Source organism: Streptomyces sp. NPDC002574 (assembly GCF_042889545.1).
In the GTDB taxonomy this organism is placed as follows: domain Bacteria; phylum Actinomycetota; class Actinomycetes; order Streptomycetales; family Streptomycetaceae; genus Actinacidiphila.
In genome coordinates, this window is sequence record NZ_JBIARB010000001.1 from 376179 (window position 1) to 392165 (window position 15987).

Consider the following 15987-nt stretch of genomic DNA (forward strand, 5'->3'; position numbering starts at 1 on the left):
GGGGACGTCGTACCCCCAAGGGTCTCACGGACCGCGGACAGTCCCCGACCGGTTATCCGGCCGGGGACCGGGCGGCTCAGGGCTTGGGCGGCGGGGTGTAGTCCTGGCCGAGCACGACGGTGATGTCGGCGTTCGCCGGAACGGTGCCCTTGGTGACCGCCTTGGCGGGCAGACCCAGGGTCTTCGCCAGTTCCTGCGCGTTCGTCTTCTGGTCGGCGGCGCCGTACACGACCTGGGAGGCGGCCTGGGTGGCGGTGGTGGTGCCGGAGACATACGTGTAGCCGCCGCCGACGATCTGCACCTGGGCCTCGCCGGCGTTGGCCGACACACCCGAGCCGTTCTTCAGGCCGATCCGCGGGATGCCGTCGGACGCGGTGTTGGTCACCGTGCCGCCGAGGACCTGCTTGACGACGCCGTCGGTGTCCTTCTCGCTGACCGTCCCGTCGGCCTGCACCGGGAGGGTGTCGGTCCGGTACGCCCCGGTCTTGGCCTCCTCCGACAGCGCCGCGAGGCTGCTGCCCAGGTCCTTGGCGGTCAGCGGGGGCTCGATGACCTGGTTGAGCCCCTCGACGGTCTTGGTCGCCAGGTCCGGGTCGCTGTACATCTTCTTCAGCACGCCCTGGATGACCTGCCCGAACCGGGCGAGCTGCTTGCCCTGCGCCTCGCCGGGCCCGCGGTAGGTGGCGTACGCGACGGCCGCCTGTCCGCCCAGCTCCTGCTGCTTGCCGGGCTTGGCGAGGACCTTGCCGCCCTTCTTCTTGTCGGCCTTCACCGTGGCGTCGGTGTCGACGAGGATGCCGCCGAGGGACTCGACCAGGTTGTCCAGGTAGGGGGTGTCCAGCCGCCAGGTACCGCTGATCTTGGTCCCGAGCAGGGTCTCCAGCGCCTCGCGGGTGGGGGCGGAGCCGCCGTCGACCACCGACTTGCCGAGCGTGGTGCTGCCTCCCTCGTCGCTGCTCACGGCGAGCGAGTTGGGCAGCAGCACCGTTGTGCCCTTCTTCGTGGTCGAGTTGCTGACCAGCAGGGCGGTGGAAGTCTCGTTGCCGTCCACCGGACGCAGGTGCAGCACGATCACGTCGCGCTTCTGGCCGCCCGCGGCCTGTTGCGTGGTGCCGGAGTCGCCGCCGAGCCCGGGGATCTTCCCGGCCTTCCACAGGTAGCCGACGCCGCCGACCGCGGCCAGCGCCAGGACCACGACGAGGGCGACGACGCGGTTGCGTCCGCGGCGCTTGGCCTCCTCGCGCCGCTCGGTGCGGGACTCGGTGAACTTCAGCCAGTCGATGACCTCTTCGGACTCCTCGGTCTCCTCGTCGACGAAGGAGAACTGCCCCGTGGAGTAGTCCCCGTTGCCGCCGGGACCGGAGGGACCTGCGGGACCGCGCCCCGACGGACCAGACGGACCGGACGGCGCGGGAGCCTGTACGGGAGTCTGCGTCTGGCGGGCCTGCGGCTCGGGCTCGCGGTAGACGGGCTGCGGCTGCGTGTGGTGCTGCTGGTACTGCGGCTGCTGCGGCTGGGGCTGCTGCTGCGGCTCGTAGTACGGCTCCTGGTACTGCGGCTGCTGCGGGATCCAGCCCTCGTACTGCTGGGTCTGCTGCGCCTGCGACGGGGCCTGCTGCTGGTCGTAGCCGTAGTCCTGCTGCTGCCCGTAACCCTGCCCCTGGTACTGCTGCGGCTGCTGCGGCGGACGGCCCGGCGCCTGGGCGTACGGGTCGTAGCCCTGCTCCTGCTGCTGGTATCCGTAATCGCCCTGCTGCTGTGCGTAAGGGTCCTGGGGGTAGGGGTCCGGTCCCTCCTGCTCGGGTGTTCCCTCGGCGTAGTGCCATCGGGGGTAGTCGTTCACTGGGGACCCCTCCAGTTGCCGCTGAGCCGCTGATCGATTACCGGTAGAGCCTGCGTTTGTCGATGTAGCGCACCACACCGTCGGGCACCAAGTACCAGACGGGCTCCCCCTTGGCGACCCGGTGCCGGCAGTCGGTGGAGGAGATCGCGAGGGCGGGCACCTCCACCAGGGAGACGCCGCCCGCGGGGAAGCCCGGGTCGGACAGGACGTGCCCGGGCCTCGTGACGCCGATGAAGTGCGCCAGGGAGAAGAGCTCCTCGGCCTCGCGCCATGAGAAGATCTGCGCCAGCGCGTCGGCCCCCGTGATGAAGAACAGCTCCGCCTCGGGGTGGTCGGACCGCAGGTCGCGGAGTGTGTCGATGGTGTAGGTACGGCCTGCGCGCTCGATGTCGCTGCGGCTGACCGAGAACTGCGGATTCGACGCGGTGGCGATCACCGTCATGATGTAGCGGTCCTCGGCAGCCGAGACCTTCTGGTCGCTCTTCTGCCAGGGCTGGCCGGTCGGCACGAAGACGACCTCGTCCAGCTGAAAAAGGTGCGCCACCTCGCTGGCCGCAACGAGGTGACCGTGGTGGATGGGATCAAACGTCCCACCCATCACACCGATTCGCTTCTTCATGCGGACAGACCCTACCCGCATCCCCGCCTGCGGCCTCAGCGGTCGCGGTTGAAACGGGTGGTGATGAAGAGCAGGAGCAGCAGCGCGAACAGGGCGCCGCCACCGGTGAGGTACGGGCTCAGGCTCTCGTGGTTGCCCCCGCCCTCGCCCTCGGCGAGCGTGGTCAGGACGGCGGCGGTCGCGTAAGAGGTCATTCGCAGTTTCCCTTGGTGACGGTGCGTACTCTCGGCGGGCTTTGGGACTTGGGGGACATGGTACGGGCGGTCCGTACGGAACTTCGCGGTGGCTCCGCGCGTCCTCCCTGTGTATGGACGGCCGACCAGGGGAACGGGGAGACATGTCCGGTCCGAATGATCGAAACGGCGTGCAGGGCGGCACGGGGGGCGACGGCGACCGTCTGCCGGGGCGGAACCGGCGCCGGTTCCCGGGGATCTCCTCCCGGGCGTACGAGCACCCGGCCGACCGGTCGGCCCTGGTGGCGCTGCGCAAGCTCAGCGGCTTCGACACCGTCTTCAAGGCGCTCAGCGGGCTGCTCCCGGAGCGCTCGCTGCGGCTGCTCTTCCTGTCGGACTCGGTCCGGGTCGGCGAGGAGCAGTTCACCCACCTGAACGACATGCTGCGGGACGCCTGCTCGATCCTGGACCTGGAGACGGTCCCGGCCATGTACGTCACGCAGGACCCCCAGCCGAACGCGATGTGCATCGGGCTCGACGCGCCGATCATCGTCGTCACCACCGGCCTGGTGGAGCTGCTGGACGAGGAGGAGATGCGGGCCGTGGTGGGCCACGAGGTGGGCCACGCGCTGTCCGGCCACTCCGTGTACCGCACGATCCTGCTCTTCCTCACCAGCCTGGCCCTGCGGATCGCCTGGATCCCGCTGGGCAACATCGCGATCATGGCGATCATCACGGCGCTGCGCGAGTGGTTCCGCAAGTCGGAACTGTCCGCCGACCGCGCCGGCCTGCTCGTCGGCCAGGACCTCCAGGCCTCGATGCGCGGTCTGATGAAGATCGCCGGCGGCAACCACCTGCACGAGATGAACGTGGACGCGTTCCTGAAGCAGGCCGAGGAGTACGAGGAGTCCGGCGACCTGCGCGACTCCGTGCTCAAGATCCTCAACGTGCTGCCGCGCAGCCACCCCTTCACCACGGTGCGCGCCGCGGAGCTGAAGAAGTGGGCCGCGTCCCGCGACTACCAGCGCCTCATGGACGGCCACTACCCGCGGCGCAGCGAGGACAAGGACACCTCGGTGTACGACTCCTTCAAGGAGTCGGCGAACCACTACGCCGACACGGTGAAGACCAGCAAGGACCCGCTGATGAAGCTGCTGACCGACATCGGTTCGGGCGCCGGCGACATCGGCGGCAAGCTGCGGGACCGGTTCACCGGCTCGGCGGCGCAGGGCTCCCAGGGGCCGGAGAGCTCTCCGAAGGACGGGCCGCCGGACTCCCCTGCTGCGGAGTGAGGCCCGGGCCGGCGAGCGACCCGGGGGCCAGCGCACCGCACACCGAGGTGATCTGGTGGCGGTGGTCGTACGGGTCGACGCCGGCCTGCGCCGGGGCCTTCTCCCCCGCCAGCAGCGGTTCGAAGCGCTCGGCCGGCCCTGACCCGCAGGACAGCGGTCCGGCCTCCACGTCGGCCTGCAGCAGCTCCACGTGCTGGTCGCGCAGGTCCTGACGGTCGAAGCGGATGCGCAGCGCGCGCCGCACGGTGAACAGCGAGGGCTCACCGTTCCCGGCGGCCGCGCGCACGGCGTAGACCATGGTGTGGTCCGTCAGGACCTCCAGGGCGTCGTCGGCGGTCTCCATGACGGCCATGGTCCCGGCGACCCGCACCTGCTCGTCGGCGAGGGCTATGCGGGCGGGGTCCAGGCGCACCAGCCAGCCGGTGGCGGCGTGCCGCCCGTCGTCGGCCGGGGCCGTCAGGCTGCGGTCGAACTGCACCCGCTGGCCGGGGTCCAGCATGTCCCGGACCGTCCGCACCTCGCCGCCGGTCAGCGCCGCGGGGTCGACGGCCGAGGCCCAGAGGTACTCCTTGGCCAGGGTCAGCGCCTGCGTGACCTGGCTCTCGCCGAAATGCGGGGTGCTGAACGGGGCCGGAAGGGTGAAACCCTCGCTGCCGGTCTCGTAACGGGCCGCCGCGCTGCCGTCGAAGGGGTGCGCGCGGTCCGCGGCGGGTACCGCGCCGGCCGGGGCGAGCGGGACCAGGGTGATCCGCAGCGGCTGGGCGACGGGCTCGGGGGCCTGCTCGTAGGGGTTGCGGATGCCGAGGTAGATGGCGGTGCCGAAGGCGACGGCGATCAGGACCACCAGGACCAGTGCCTGGCGGGTGGCCCCGCCCCGGGCCCAGAAGCGCCGGGTGCGGACCGCCCGGGCCGAACCGTCCAGGCGCTCGCGGGCCGAGTACTCCTGGATCCGGGCAGCACGGACGAACGATTCGTCGAACACGACGGATCGGTACTCGTCGTCGCCGCTTCCCGGGGAGCCCTCGGGAATCCCCTCAGGTGGGTCACCAGGCCCGGTCATACAACAAGCGTAGGTCTGTACGGGCTCTTTAAAACGTCCTGGTACGAGACAACTTCTCTCAGCCCTCAGGGCGTTGGGCTGACCACCACGGGGGGCATCGAGGGCGCCCCGATACGGCCCGTCGGGGCGGGCGGGACGGCCGGCTGGCGGCTGCCTCCCCCGGCGCCCCGGTAGACCGCGGCGAACGTCAGCGCGACCACGCCGATGCCCATGACGACGGCCAGCAGCCAGGCCACCATGCGGTGCCAGCGGCCGTGTCCGCGGTAGGGGCGGCGCTGGGCGTAGAGCTCGTCGTACTCGTCGTCCTCCGCGGAGCGGTCCGCGCTCTCCTCGTACGGGGCGGAGCCGTCCTCGACCCCGAAGAGGCGGGCACGGGAGGCCTCGGCCTCGGCCTGCGCGGTGGCGGCGGCGAGCATGCGCTCGTGGGCGCTGGGCTCGTGGAAGGCTGCCGCACGTATGAAGGCCTCGTCGAACACCACGGACGCGAATTCGTCATCCGCGCCACCGTGGTCCTCGCCGTCCGGGAACGGCTTGCCCCCCAGGTCGTCCGGCACCCGTCCAGAATAGGGCCGATGACGCGGATTGGGCAGGGCGCCGGGGAAAGTCCGCCCCGAAGTGGGTACGTCCCCCGGCCGGCCCTCAGCCCCGGGTCTGGCCGTCTCCGGTGATGACGTACTTGGTCGAGGTCAGCTCCGGCAGTCCCATGGGGCCCCGGGCGTGCAGTTTCTGCGTGGAGATGCCGATCTCCGCGCCGAAGCCGAACTGGCCGCCGTCGGTGAAGCGCGTGGAGGCGTTCACGGCGACCGCGGCGGAATCCACCAACTGGGTGAACCTGCGGGCGGCGGGCTGCGATCCGGTGACGATCGCCTCGGTGTGCCCGGAGGACCAGAGCCGGATGTGCGCCACCGCGGCGTCCAGCGAGTCCACGACGGCCGCGGCGATGTCGTGGCTCAGGTACTCGGTCTCCCAGTCCTCCACGGTGGCCGGGACGACGGTCGCCTTGGTGCCGGACTTCTCGGCGATGTCGCGGACGCGCTCGTCGGCGTGCACGGTGACCCCGGCCGCGGCCAGCGCGTCCAGGGCCCGCGGCAGGAACTCGCCCGCGATGTCCTGGTGCACCAGGAGGGTCTCGGCGGCGTTGCAGACGCTGGGCCGCTGCGCCTTGGAGTTGACCAGGATGCGCACCGCCATGTCGAGGTCGGCCTGCGCGTCCACGTACACGTGGCAGTTGCCCGTGCCGGTCTCGATGACCGGGACGGTGGACTCCTCGACCACGGAGCGGATCAGCGAGGCGCCGCCGCGCGGGATGAGCACGTCGACCATGCCGCGGGCGCGCATCAGCTCGCGCACCGACTCCCGGCTCTCGCCCGGCACCAGCTGGATCGCGTCGGCCGGCAGCCCGGCCCCGCCGATCGCGTCGCGCAACACGGTGACCAGGGCGGTGTTGGAGTGGTACGCCGAGGAGGAGCCGCGCAGCAGCACCGCGTTGCCGGACTTCAGGCACAGGGCGGCGGCGTCCACGGTGACGTTCGGACGGGCCTCGTAGATGATGCCGACCACGCCCAGCGGCACCCGGACCTGCCGCAGGTCGAGCCCGTTGGCCAGCGTGGAGCCCCGGACGACCTCGCCCACCGGGTCGGGCAGCCCGGCCACGTCCCGCACGTCGGACGAGATCGCGCGGACCCGCTCGGGGGTGAGGGTGAGCCGGTCGACGATGCCGTCGGCGGTGCCCGCGGCGCGGGCGCGTTCGACGTCGAGGGTGTTGGCCTCGACGATCTCCTTGGTGCGCACCAGGAGGGCGTCGGCGATCGCCAGCAACGCGTCGTCCTTGGCCGCGCGCGGCAGCGGCGCGAGGTCGGCGGCGGCGGACCGGGCGCGGTAGGCGGCCTGCAGGACCGGGGACGCCGGCCACGGCGAGGGCAGGGAGGCGGCGAGGTCGTCGTTGCTGTGGCTGCGGCTGCTCATAGCCGTCAGCGTACGGCGTGGGCACCCCCCTGGGGGGTGTCTTTCCAGCCGGTGAGACCCGGACGGTTCAGTACGGGTGCACGCCGACGGGAGCGGCGGGCGGCGGCCCGTAGCCCTCGGCGACGCGCTGGTGGTACGTGTCGCGGTCGATGACCTCCAGGCCGACCGTCTCCCAGGGCGGCAGCTTCGCGGACGCCCGGTGCTCGCCCCACAGCCGCAGGGCCATGGCGGCGGCGTCGTGCAGGTCGCGGGCCTCCTCCCAGTACCGGATCTCGGCGTGGTCGGCTGCGTACCGGCTGGTCAGCAGGAAGGGGTGGTCGTTCGCCAGTTGCTCCAGGCCGCGCCGCACCTCCGCCAGCGGGGCCTCGGGGCCGGAGACGCTGAGCGTGACGTGCCACAGCCGGGACACCGGGCGCTCCTGCGGCGCCGGCGGCGAGGGGACCTGCTGCGACGACGCGTGGGTCCGCGGTGCGCTCTCGTCGGCCGCCACGCTCACCAGCGTCCGCTCCGCCGTCCCGCGGGACGACGATGCCCCTGGGCGCCCTCGTCTCACCGGTGGCCTCCCTGTCGTCACCTGTCGTCCCTGTGGGTCTCGGTCTCAGTCGTCCTGGCGGTCCCCGTCGAGTTCCTTCTCCGCCATCAAAGTTGAGCAGTCGGCGGGCGGCCGCGGGGCCGTTTTCACGAAGTAACCACGAAGGGGGCTGCCTACGGGTGCAGGAGTACGAGGTCGTCCCGGTGCACGACCTCCCGCTCGTACGCGGGACCGAGTTCGCGGGCCAGCTCGCGGGTGGAGCGGCCGAGCAGCCGGGGCAGTTCCCTGGCGTCGAAGTTCACCAGTCCGCGCGCCACGGCGCGTCCCGAGGCGTCGCGCAGCTCGACCGGGTCGCCCGCCGAGAAGTCGCCCTCGATGCCCGCGATGCCGGCCGGCAGCAGCGACGTGCGGCGCTTGACGACGGCCTGGACGGCGCCGTCGTCGAGGATGAGCGCGCCGAGCGGGGTGGAGGCGTGGGCGAGCCACAGCAGGCGGTCGGCGGAGCGCTTGCCGGTGGGGTGGAAGAGGGTGCCGGTCGGCCGCCCGGCGAGGGCGTCGGCGGCCTGCGAGGCGGAGGTGAGCACGACGGGCATCCCGGCCCCGGCGGCGATCCGCGCCGCCTCGACCTTGGTCACCATGCCGCCGGTGCCGACGCCGGCCTTCCCGGCGCTGCCGATGGAGACGCCCTCCAGGTCCTGCGGGCCGCGCACCTCGGCGATCCGGGAGGTGCCGGGGGTGCTCGGGTCGCCGTCGTAGAGCCCGTCGACGTCGGAGAGCAGCACCAGCAGGTCGGCCCGGACGAGGTGGGCGACCAGGGCCGCCAGGCGGTCGTTGTCGCCGAAGCGGATCTCGTCCGTGGCCACCGTGTCGTTCTCGTTGACGACCGGGACGGCGCCCATGGCGAGCAGCTTGTCCAGCGTCCGGTACGCGTTGCGGTAGTGGGCCCGGCGGCTCATGTCGTCGGAGGTGAGCAGCACCTGCCCGACGCGGACCCCGTAGCGGGCGAAGGAGGCGGTGTAGCGGGCGACCAGCAGGCCCTGGCCCACGCTGGCGGCGGCCTGCTGCCGGGCGAGGTCCCGCGGTCGCCGGTCCAGGCCCAGGGGCGCCAGCCCGGCGGCGATCGCGCCGGAGGAGACCAGTACGATCTCCCGCTCCGTGCCGTGCGCCTTGGCGACCACGTCCACCAGGGCGTCGACGCGGTCCGCGTCCAGGCCCCCGGCCGCCGTCGTCAGCGACGACGAGCCGATCTTGACCACGACCCTGCGGGCGTCCACCACGTCCTGCCTCGCGCTTGCCACGTGCGTCCTTTCCTCTCCCGGCTTCGCAATCTACGGCAGGCGCGCGACCGGGCGCTCCTGCCTTTCACCCACCGGACCGTCCCGGTCCGGCAGCGGGCACGGACGAGGCCCCCGGCACAGCGCGCTCGCTGTGCCGGGGGCCTCGTGAGCCGACGCCGGGAGACGGCGGGGGACGCCGGAGAGTCAGCCGCGGGCGGACTCCGGGTGGCGCAGGCACCATCCCGCCCAGGCGGACGCCACCATCTCGCGCACGTCGTAGCGGGCCGTCCAGCCCAGCTCCTCCTCGATCCGCGTCGCGGCGGCGACGACCCGCGCGGGGTCGCCCGGCCGGCGCTCGACGGTCCGCGGGGCCAGATCGGTGCGCCCGGTGACGGAGGCGATGATGCCGACCATCTCCGCGACCGACACGCCCTCGCCGCGGCCGATGTTCAGCACCAGGGCGGCGGAGTTGTCCTCGGCGAGCCGGCGGGCCGCCGCCACGTGGGCGGAGGCGATGTCCTCGACGTGGATGAAGTCGCGGACGCATGTCCCGTCCGCGGTCGCGTAGTCGTCACCGAAGATCAGCGGGGACTCGCCGCGGGACAGCCGTTCGAAGACCATGGGCACGAGGTTGAAGATGCCGGCGTCGCCGAGCTCCGGGCGGGCGGCACCGGCCACGTTGAAGTAGCGCAGGCAGGCGGTGGCGATGCCGTTCGCGGCACCCGTCGCGCGCACCATCCACTCGCCGGCGAGCTTGGTCTCGCCGTACGGGCTCATCGGGGCGCACGGGGTCTCCTCGGTCACGAGGTCCACGTCGGGCATGCCGTAGACGGCCGCCGAGGAGGAGAACAGGAAGCTGCGGACGCCGGCGCGCACCGCGGCCTCCAGGACCGTCTGCAGTCCCTGGACGTTCTCCCGGTAGTAGTACAGCGGGCGCTCGACCGACTCGCCGACCTGCTTCTTCGCCGCGATGTGCACGATGCCCCGGACGGAGTGCTCGCGCAGCACCCGGTCCAGCAGCTCCGCGTCGAGCACGGAGCCCTTCTCCAGGTGCACGCCCTCGGGGAGCCGCTGCGGGTCGCCGGTGCTCAGGTCGTCGAGCACCACCACCCGCTCGCCCTCGTCGACCATCGCCTTCACCACGTGCGAGCCGATGTATCCGGCACCGCCGGTGATCAACCAGGTCATCTCTTCCCTCATCCTCTCCACTGGCCCGTCAGGCCCCGTCCGTCAGGACCGGCTCGCCTTCGCGCCGAGCCGGTCGATCGCCTCGTAGACCCGGGCGCAGTTGTCCTTGTCCCGGTGGACGAAGAAGGACTCCACCCGCTCCCGGTAGGGGCTGCTCACCTCGAACCGCCGGTCGATGGCGGCAACGATCTCGTCGACCGCGTCGTCCACCGTCCGGCACACCGGACCGAAACCGTTGTCGGTGAGGCTGTAGTACCCGCGCCGGTAGTGCTGGGTGTAGAACTCGTCCTCGTCGTAGGGGACGTAGACCACGGGCTTGCCCATGTAGGCGACGTCGAAGAAGACCGACGAGTAGTCCGTGACGAGCAGCGAGCAGTCCTTCATCGCCTCCTGCACACCGCGCCGGTTCTGGTCGGCCACCTCGATGCTGGGGTGGTCCACCCGGAAGTGCTTCAGGTAGGGCCGGATCTCGTAGTGCGGGTAGAACTCCAGGCGCACGCCCGAGCGCTCCAGCGCCTCCCGGAGCCGCTCGTCCGCCAGCAGGCGGGAGTAGAACCGGAAGTACTCGGAGGCGGCGAACTGCACCTTCGGCCGCCGGCTGCGGTTGTACGACGGCACCACGATGTCCCGCCGCCAGGTCGGCATCAGCAGCACGGTCGGCCGCTCCGGCTCGGTGGGCTGCAGCTTGTCGAACCGCGGGAAGCCCAGAGCGACGGCCTCGTCCTCGCTGTAGCCCATCTCCTGGGAGATGTACGCGGCCTCGTCCTGCGACACCGTCACGAACAGGTCCACGTTGGTGAACTGACGGTGCGCCGACTGCGACACGTCGTTGTAGGTCACACCGTGCTGCAGGAAGACCCGGCGGTAGTGCAGCAGGTCGCCGAACCGCCGCAGGAATTCCGGCTTGGAGATGTTCGGGGGCGCGAGGTACGCCTCCAGGTCGTACGGGGAGATCAGCCGGGTGGCGTTGAGCAGGTACAGGCGGTGCTTCAGCGATCCGCGGTCCACGACGTTGCCGAACGGCGCGACCTTGGCGCGGTCGGCGGCCTTGGCGTCGATCACGTAGTAGACGTTGCGGTGCCTGTGGTTCTCCCGCATCCACCGGAAGAAGTGGTAGCCGTTGTCCTGGGCGGTGTCGTGGCGCTCGCCGACCACCCAGATGTCCCGGCGCCCGAGCACCGGCCGGCTGAGCCAGTACAGCAGCCGGAGCAGCCACCCGGGCTGACGGGTGAGGACGTCCGCGGTCTCCGACCAGAAGCGGCGCGTCGAGTGGCCGGCCCGCCGCAGCGACCGGGCGCGGGAGACCTTGAGGCTCGGCGCGTTGTCCTTGCCGATGCCGACCTCGTACCGGAAGCGCCCGATCGTCTCGACACCCTTGGTGCGGTGCGCCACGGGGCGCGCGGTCAGCGGGATGTCGACGGCGGCGTCACCGTCGTGCACCCGCAGCGTCAGCGTGTACGGCGCGCCCTTGAGCCCGGCCAGGTCCTCGGCGGTGAGGACCGCCCGCCAGCCGCCGTGCAGGTCCTGTCGCTTGCGGGCGTGCCAGCGGTCGCGCCGGTAGACCTGGCGCACCGGTACGGACACGCTGTGCGAAGGCGAGCCGAGCACCAGCGTCAGCTCGTTCTCCAGGAGATCGGTGAGGTCCACGCCGCTGAGCTGCAGCAGGCCCTCGACCTGGAGCGCGCCGTCCACCGGCCGAATCGACTCCAGCAGCGCCGCCCGCCGCTCGACCTGGAGGATCGTGGTGGGCTCGATGTCGCCGCGCAGCCCGCGGTGCACGATCTCACCGGTGATGAACAGCCTCGGTACGTACGCGGGCTCGTCGCCGGGCGCGCAGAAGACCGGCATGCTGCCGGACTTCACCGCGTGGTGCAGCAACCGGGACCGGTCCGACACCGCGTAGTCGAGGATCACGTCATCGGGGATGTCCTTGTACAGCGCGCGGACGTCCGCGTAGATCTCCGCCAGACCGGCCCGGTGGAGCATCTTGGGCAGGGTGGTCATGGACTCCTCGAAGGCGCCCGCCACGAAGCGCTGCAGCAGGGCGCGGCTCCCGGAGTCGGCCGGCAGCGGATCGGAGAGCAGGGAGGAGCAGAACGCCAGCATGCCCCGGGCCTCGGCCAGCCGGTCGCGGATGACCGGAGCCGCCGCGTCGCCGGACACGGCCTCGGCCGATCCGCGGACGTGGGCGTCGAGGAGCGCGATCCGCTCGGCCCGCAGCAGGGCGCGGAGGCCGAAGCGGACGCGGTCCAGCCTGCCCCCGGGGCCGAGGTCGGTGGTGAGGCCGCGCAGCCGCTCCACCCGGAACAGCTTGTTGCCCAGCTCCGTCGCGAACACCAGGCCGGGAGCGGCCGCGGCGCCCTCGACCACGTCCTGACCGGCGCCGAGGTACTGCCGCCAGGCCACCTCGGGGGCGGTGTCGTCGGCCCGGGGGCCGCGGTCCAGGTCGCCGATCACCAGGTCCGCCGAGTGCCGCGCGGCAGCCGCGGTGAGCCGGCCGAGGACGCCCTCGGCAAGCACGCCGGAGCCGTCCAGGAAGATCACGTAGGGGGCGGTGACCGCCCCCATGGCCGCGTCGAACGCGCCCGGGGAGCCGTCCTCGACGGCGTCGACCGCGTCGACGTTGCCGTGGGCGGCCACGAACTCGGCGACCACGGCCGAGGTGGCATCGGATCCGGCGCCGGCGACGAGCACCTGTGCGCGGGGGAACTCCTCCTGCAGCGCCACGGAGCTCAGGCACGCGCGGAGCGCCTCGGCGTCGCCGCCCGGGGAGACGACGACGGCCACGGACGGCGACGCGGGGGCGGGCGTCCCCTGCGGCAGGGTCCGGTCCCGCCACCAGCCCCAGTCCGCCACGTGCTCGTGCAGCAGCGCGGCGCCCTCGATACCGCCGAGGCCGGTGTACCGGCGCAGCGTCAGGTTCCCGCTGCCGCTCTCGTACGCCTCGACGCCCTCCTGGCGCAGTACCTGGTTGAGTGCGGTCAGATCGCGGCCGCGGACGCAGAGCGCGGTGGTGTGCTTGCGGTCCTTCCAGACCACCTGCATCACCAGGTTCACCGCGCCCTCCGCGGGGAACTCGCTGAGCAACGCGGCCAGTTCGAGGGTCGCCGTGTACTCGACGGTGCCGGGGGTGACCCGGGTACCGGAGATCCTGCCGACCGTCTTCCTGCCGAGCTCCTTGGACCGGCTGCTGAGGACGAGCTCCAGCTTGTCCTCCGCGGCGATGCGCCCGAACTGGTTGACGATCGAGCCGGTCAGGCCGAGCGTGCGTCCCTCCAGGTCCAGCGAGGTGACCTGGTTGAACATGCGGGAGCTCTCGAACTTCTCGTTCTGGAGTCCGAGCTCGGTCACGTCGAGGAAGCTGCGGGCGTCCGGCAGGGACAGGCCGCCGCCCGACCAGTAGACGTGCCCGTCCTCCTCGTGGAGGTCGGTGGAGATGACGCCGCGGCGCTGTTCGAAGTCGGCGACGGTGAGCGCCTCGGGGATCAGCCCCTGGCGCAGGTAGTAGGCCCGGACCCGGTCCAGCGGGGCGCACAGGCCGTACGCCTCGGACTCCACCCCGGAAAGGTAGCCGGAGACCAGCCGCGCGAACTCGGCCAGGTACTCGGGGTCCCCAGTACGCAGTTCCTTCATGTAAAGGCGGACGTCGTGGGAAATGAATTTGGCGTCCTTGTGCACCTTCAGTTCACGGGCGCCGCTCTCCAGCAGATAGGAATCCGCGAGGCGGTGCACGCGGATCCGGTCACTGATGCTCCGGATTTCACCGAGGCGGTTCGTGATGGATGCGGCCTCACCCTGCCGCTGCTCCCAGATCCAGTGATAAACCGGTTCCGTGAGAACGGATATCCCGTGCGCGCGGTGGTACGACTTGACCGAGAAGAACGTGTCCTCGTAAAAGACGCCCTCCGGGAAGAAGACGTCGTTCTCGACGAGGAATTCACGGCGATAGAGCTTGGCCGCGGCGATGGGGTCCTTGAGCAGATCCGGCCATTCCGTGACATGTGCCACATGACGGTCGGACGAGTACAGAGCGGGCTGCCAGGTCGTGGTGGTGCCCCGCCCGACGTTCACCCGTTCGGCGCGCCCGGCGGTGATGTCGGCGCCGCTCCGCGCCGCGCCCGAGGCCAGTACCTCGCAGGCGCCGGCGGGGAGTTCGTCGTCCGCGTCGAGGAACATGACGTACGTGCCGCGGGCGGCGCGTATGCCGTCGTTGCGCGGGGCGCCCACGCCACCGCTGTTGACCTCCCGGCGGATCAGCCGAAGGCCCGGAATCCGCTCCGCGTAGTCCTCGACGACATCACAGGTCGGATCACCGGAAGCGTCGTCGACAACGACCACTTCGAAATTCCGGAACGTCTGGACCGCCAATGAGTCCAGTGCCCTTCCCACCGTCTCCGCCGCGTTGTACGCGGGCACGATCACCGTGATCAAAGGATCAGCGTCGACACGCGGGGACATCAAGCCTCCATCATCAGGAACTTCGCTCCGGGTCGCGGCCGGCCCCTGCATTGGAAGCTCGTGACATCCCAACTTTTGGAGACGAGTTCACGCCTGGCACATGAACACTGGGTGACAGGAGGGCTGGCGGGCCACTGAGCCACATAGAATAGCCTGCCGCCCCCCACGGACATCCCACTTTATGCGCACTCCAGGGCAAAACGGACTGTGACCTGCATCACTCCGGTCCGGCCCCGCATGCGGGCTGACATCGGGAGATCCCTGTGGCGGTCGGGGCGTTAGTGCATTGCGCCGAGAGCTGCATAGATCCTCATTGACCGCAGGCTGTATGGTATTTCAGGCGGATGCCTTGGATCCGCCGGAACCGAGGGCCCGCCCCTCCGCCGGCGGCAGCGACGACGCAGCCGTATCGGCCGCCATTCGATCCGGGCACAGCAGCATTCCTGGATGCCCGATTCACCTCGAAAGGGTCCTCTTTCATGGAAATACCGCCCCTCGCGGAAGTACGTCGCCTCACCGAGAAAAAACGGGATGCCTGGTGGACCGTGTTCCTGGTCGACCCGGTGGCGACCCCCTTGGTGCGCTGGACGGCCATGCGGACCCGCATCACCCCGAACCAGATCACCTGGGCGGCTCTGGTGCTCGGCCTCGGGGCGGCGGCCTGCTTCGCCATGGGCGACTGGAAGTGGCTCGTCGTGGGCGCGGTCGTGTACCACTGCAGCTTCATCCTGGACTGCATGGACGGGAAGCTGGCGCGGCTCACGGGCAAGGGCTCGGAGTTCGGTGGCTGGCTCGACTACATCTTCGACCGCATCCGCGTGCTGGCCTGCGCCGTCGCCCTCATGGGCGGCCAGTTCCACCGCACCGGTGACGCCGTCTACATGTGGCTCGCCGTCGCGGTGGTCTTCCTCGACGCGCTGCGCTACCTGGACGCCCTGCAGATCTTCAAGGTCCGCCACGGGATGCGCACGAAGCTCGAGCGGCGCCAGGGGGAGCTCAACTCCCGCGGCGGTCTGAAGTTCATGGAGGACCTGCTGCGCGAGGAGGAGCTCGCCGCCGCCGAGGCAGCGGAGAACGTCCCCGCCCGGCAGGCGGCCCCCGCCGCTCCGGCCGCCGTCACGGAGCCGCTCACGGCGAACGCCGCCGCGGCGCCCGAGGCCGCCGCTGCCCCGGTCGTCGACCTCCAGCAGAGCTTCAAGAGCCGCTTCGGGCCCTACGCGGCCTTCCGCGCCTTCCTGATCCGGCACCGGGTCCGGCCGCACCTCGTCAGCGGCATCGAGTTCCAGATGGCCGTGTTCATCATCGCCCCCCTCACGGGCTTCATCGTGGGCACCACGGTCGTCGCGGCCGTGCTGCTGCTGCTCTTCGAGCTCGCCATCATCTACAAGCTGCTGCTGTCGACCCGCGACTTCGAGCGCGTCATGGCGCGGATGGAGCAGGAAGCCGGGCCGCGGGCCGAAGCACCGGCCCAGAACGGCGACACCTCGCCCCTGCAGGCTTCCGTGAGCTGACCGCGGCCCGCCCGTGGGCCCAGGGGCCCCGGCGCTCCCGTACCCGCTCCTGCGAACGACGAGGGCCGG

12 protein-coding genes are annotated in these 15987 nt (G+C 71.3%); 2 read left to right on the forward strand and 10 right to left on the reverse strand.

Annotation, left to right across the window (positions count from 1 at the left end; translation table 11 throughout):
- Window positions 1–76: 76 nt before the first annotated feature.
- The 3 genes from ACFYXS_RS01830 to ACFYXS_RS01840 are packed head-to-tail and all read right to left on the reverse strand — an operon-like array spanning window position 77 to window position 2656.
- The gene (locus ACFYXS_RS01830) at window positions 77–1843 is read right to left on the reverse strand and encodes an LCP family protein (RefSeq protein WP_389242695.1); all 1767 of its coding nucleotides are present in this window, start codon (window positions 1841–1843) and stop codon (window positions 77–79) included.
- A gap of 37 nt (window positions 1844–1880) precedes the next feature.
- Window positions 1881–2462, reverse strand: coding sequence for a nicotinate-nucleotide adenylyltransferase (gene nadD / locus ACFYXS_RS01835; RefSeq protein WP_389242697.1), 582 nt, complete (start codon window positions 2460–2462; stop codon window positions 1881–1883).
- A 35-nt stretch (window positions 2463–2497) separates the two neighbouring features.
- Window positions 2498–2656, reverse strand: a complete 159-nt coding sequence (locus ACFYXS_RS01840; protein ID WP_018556595.1) for a hypothetical protein — start codon at window positions 2654–2656, stop codon at window positions 2498–2500.
- Window positions 2657–2799: 143 nt separating this feature from the next.
- Here ACFYXS_RS01840 and ACFYXS_RS01845 point away from each other — a divergent pair, with 143 nt between their 5' ends.
- Window positions 2800–3927: a M48 family metallopeptidase gene (locus tag ACFYXS_RS01845; protein WP_389242700.1), complete on the forward strand. Its 1128-nt coding sequence runs from the start codon at window positions 2800–2802 to the stop codon at window positions 3925–3927.
- Here ACFYXS_RS01845 and ACFYXS_RS01850 read toward each other — a convergent pair.
- The 7 genes from ACFYXS_RS01850 to ACFYXS_RS01880 all read right to left on the reverse strand — a co-directional run bounded on the left by ACFYXS_RS01850 (window position 3845) and on the right by ACFYXS_RS01880 (window position 14407).
- Window positions 3845–4987: a hypothetical protein gene (locus ACFYXS_RS01850; RefSeq protein WP_389242702.1), complete on the reverse strand. Its 1143-nt coding sequence runs from the start codon at window positions 4985–4987 to the stop codon at window positions 3845–3847. The two genes, ACFYXS_RS01845 and ACFYXS_RS01850, sit on opposite strands and share 83 nt — an antisense overlap.
- 65 nt (window positions 4988–5052) lie before the next feature.
- Window positions 5053–5541 (reverse strand): hypothetical protein, encoded by a 489-nt coding sequence (locus ACFYXS_RS01855; protein ID WP_389242704.1) that lies wholly within the window; start codon window positions 5539–5541, stop codon window positions 5053–5055.
- Window positions 5542–5626: 85 nt separating this feature from the next.
- Window positions 5627–6952, reverse strand: a complete 1326-nt coding sequence (locus ACFYXS_RS01860) for a glutamate-5-semialdehyde dehydrogenase (RefSeq protein ID WP_389242706.1) — start codon at window positions 6950–6952, stop codon at window positions 5627–5629.
- A gap of 67 nt (window positions 6953–7019) precedes the next feature.
- A complete protein-coding gene (locus ACFYXS_RS01865) occupies window positions 7020–7448 on the reverse strand; it encodes a hypothetical protein (protein WP_389242708.1) in 429 nt (142 codons plus the stop codon).
- 209 nt (window positions 7449–7657) lie between these two features.
- Complete coding sequence (proB, locus tag ACFYXS_RS01870) at window positions 7658–8761, reverse strand: glutamate 5-kinase (RefSeq protein ID WP_389243493.1); 1104 nt, start codon at window positions 8759–8761, stop codon at window positions 7658–7660.
- A gap of 204 nt (window positions 8762–8965) precedes the next feature.
- Window positions 8966–9949 carry a UDP-glucose 4-epimerase GalE gene (galE, locus tag ACFYXS_RS01875; protein WP_389242710.1) on the reverse strand — a complete coding sequence of 328 codons (984 nt, stop codon included), beginning with the start codon at window positions 9947–9949 and terminating at the stop codon, window positions 8966–8968.
- A 42-nt stretch (window positions 9950–9991) separates the two neighbouring features.
- Complete coding sequence (locus ACFYXS_RS01880; protein WP_389242712.1) at window positions 9992–14407, reverse strand: glycosyltransferase; 4416 nt, start codon at window positions 14405–14407, stop codon at window positions 9992–9994.
- Window positions 14408–14886: 479 nt separating this feature from the next.
- On the opposite strand from ACFYXS_RS01880, the gene ACFYXS_RS01885 reads away from it, so the two are divergent.
- Window positions 14887–15918: a CDP-alcohol phosphatidyltransferase family protein gene (locus ACFYXS_RS01885; protein ID WP_389242714.1), complete on the forward strand. Its 1032-nt coding sequence runs from the start codon at window positions 14887–14889 to the stop codon at window positions 15916–15918.
- Window positions 15919–15987: the final 69 nt, after the last annotated feature.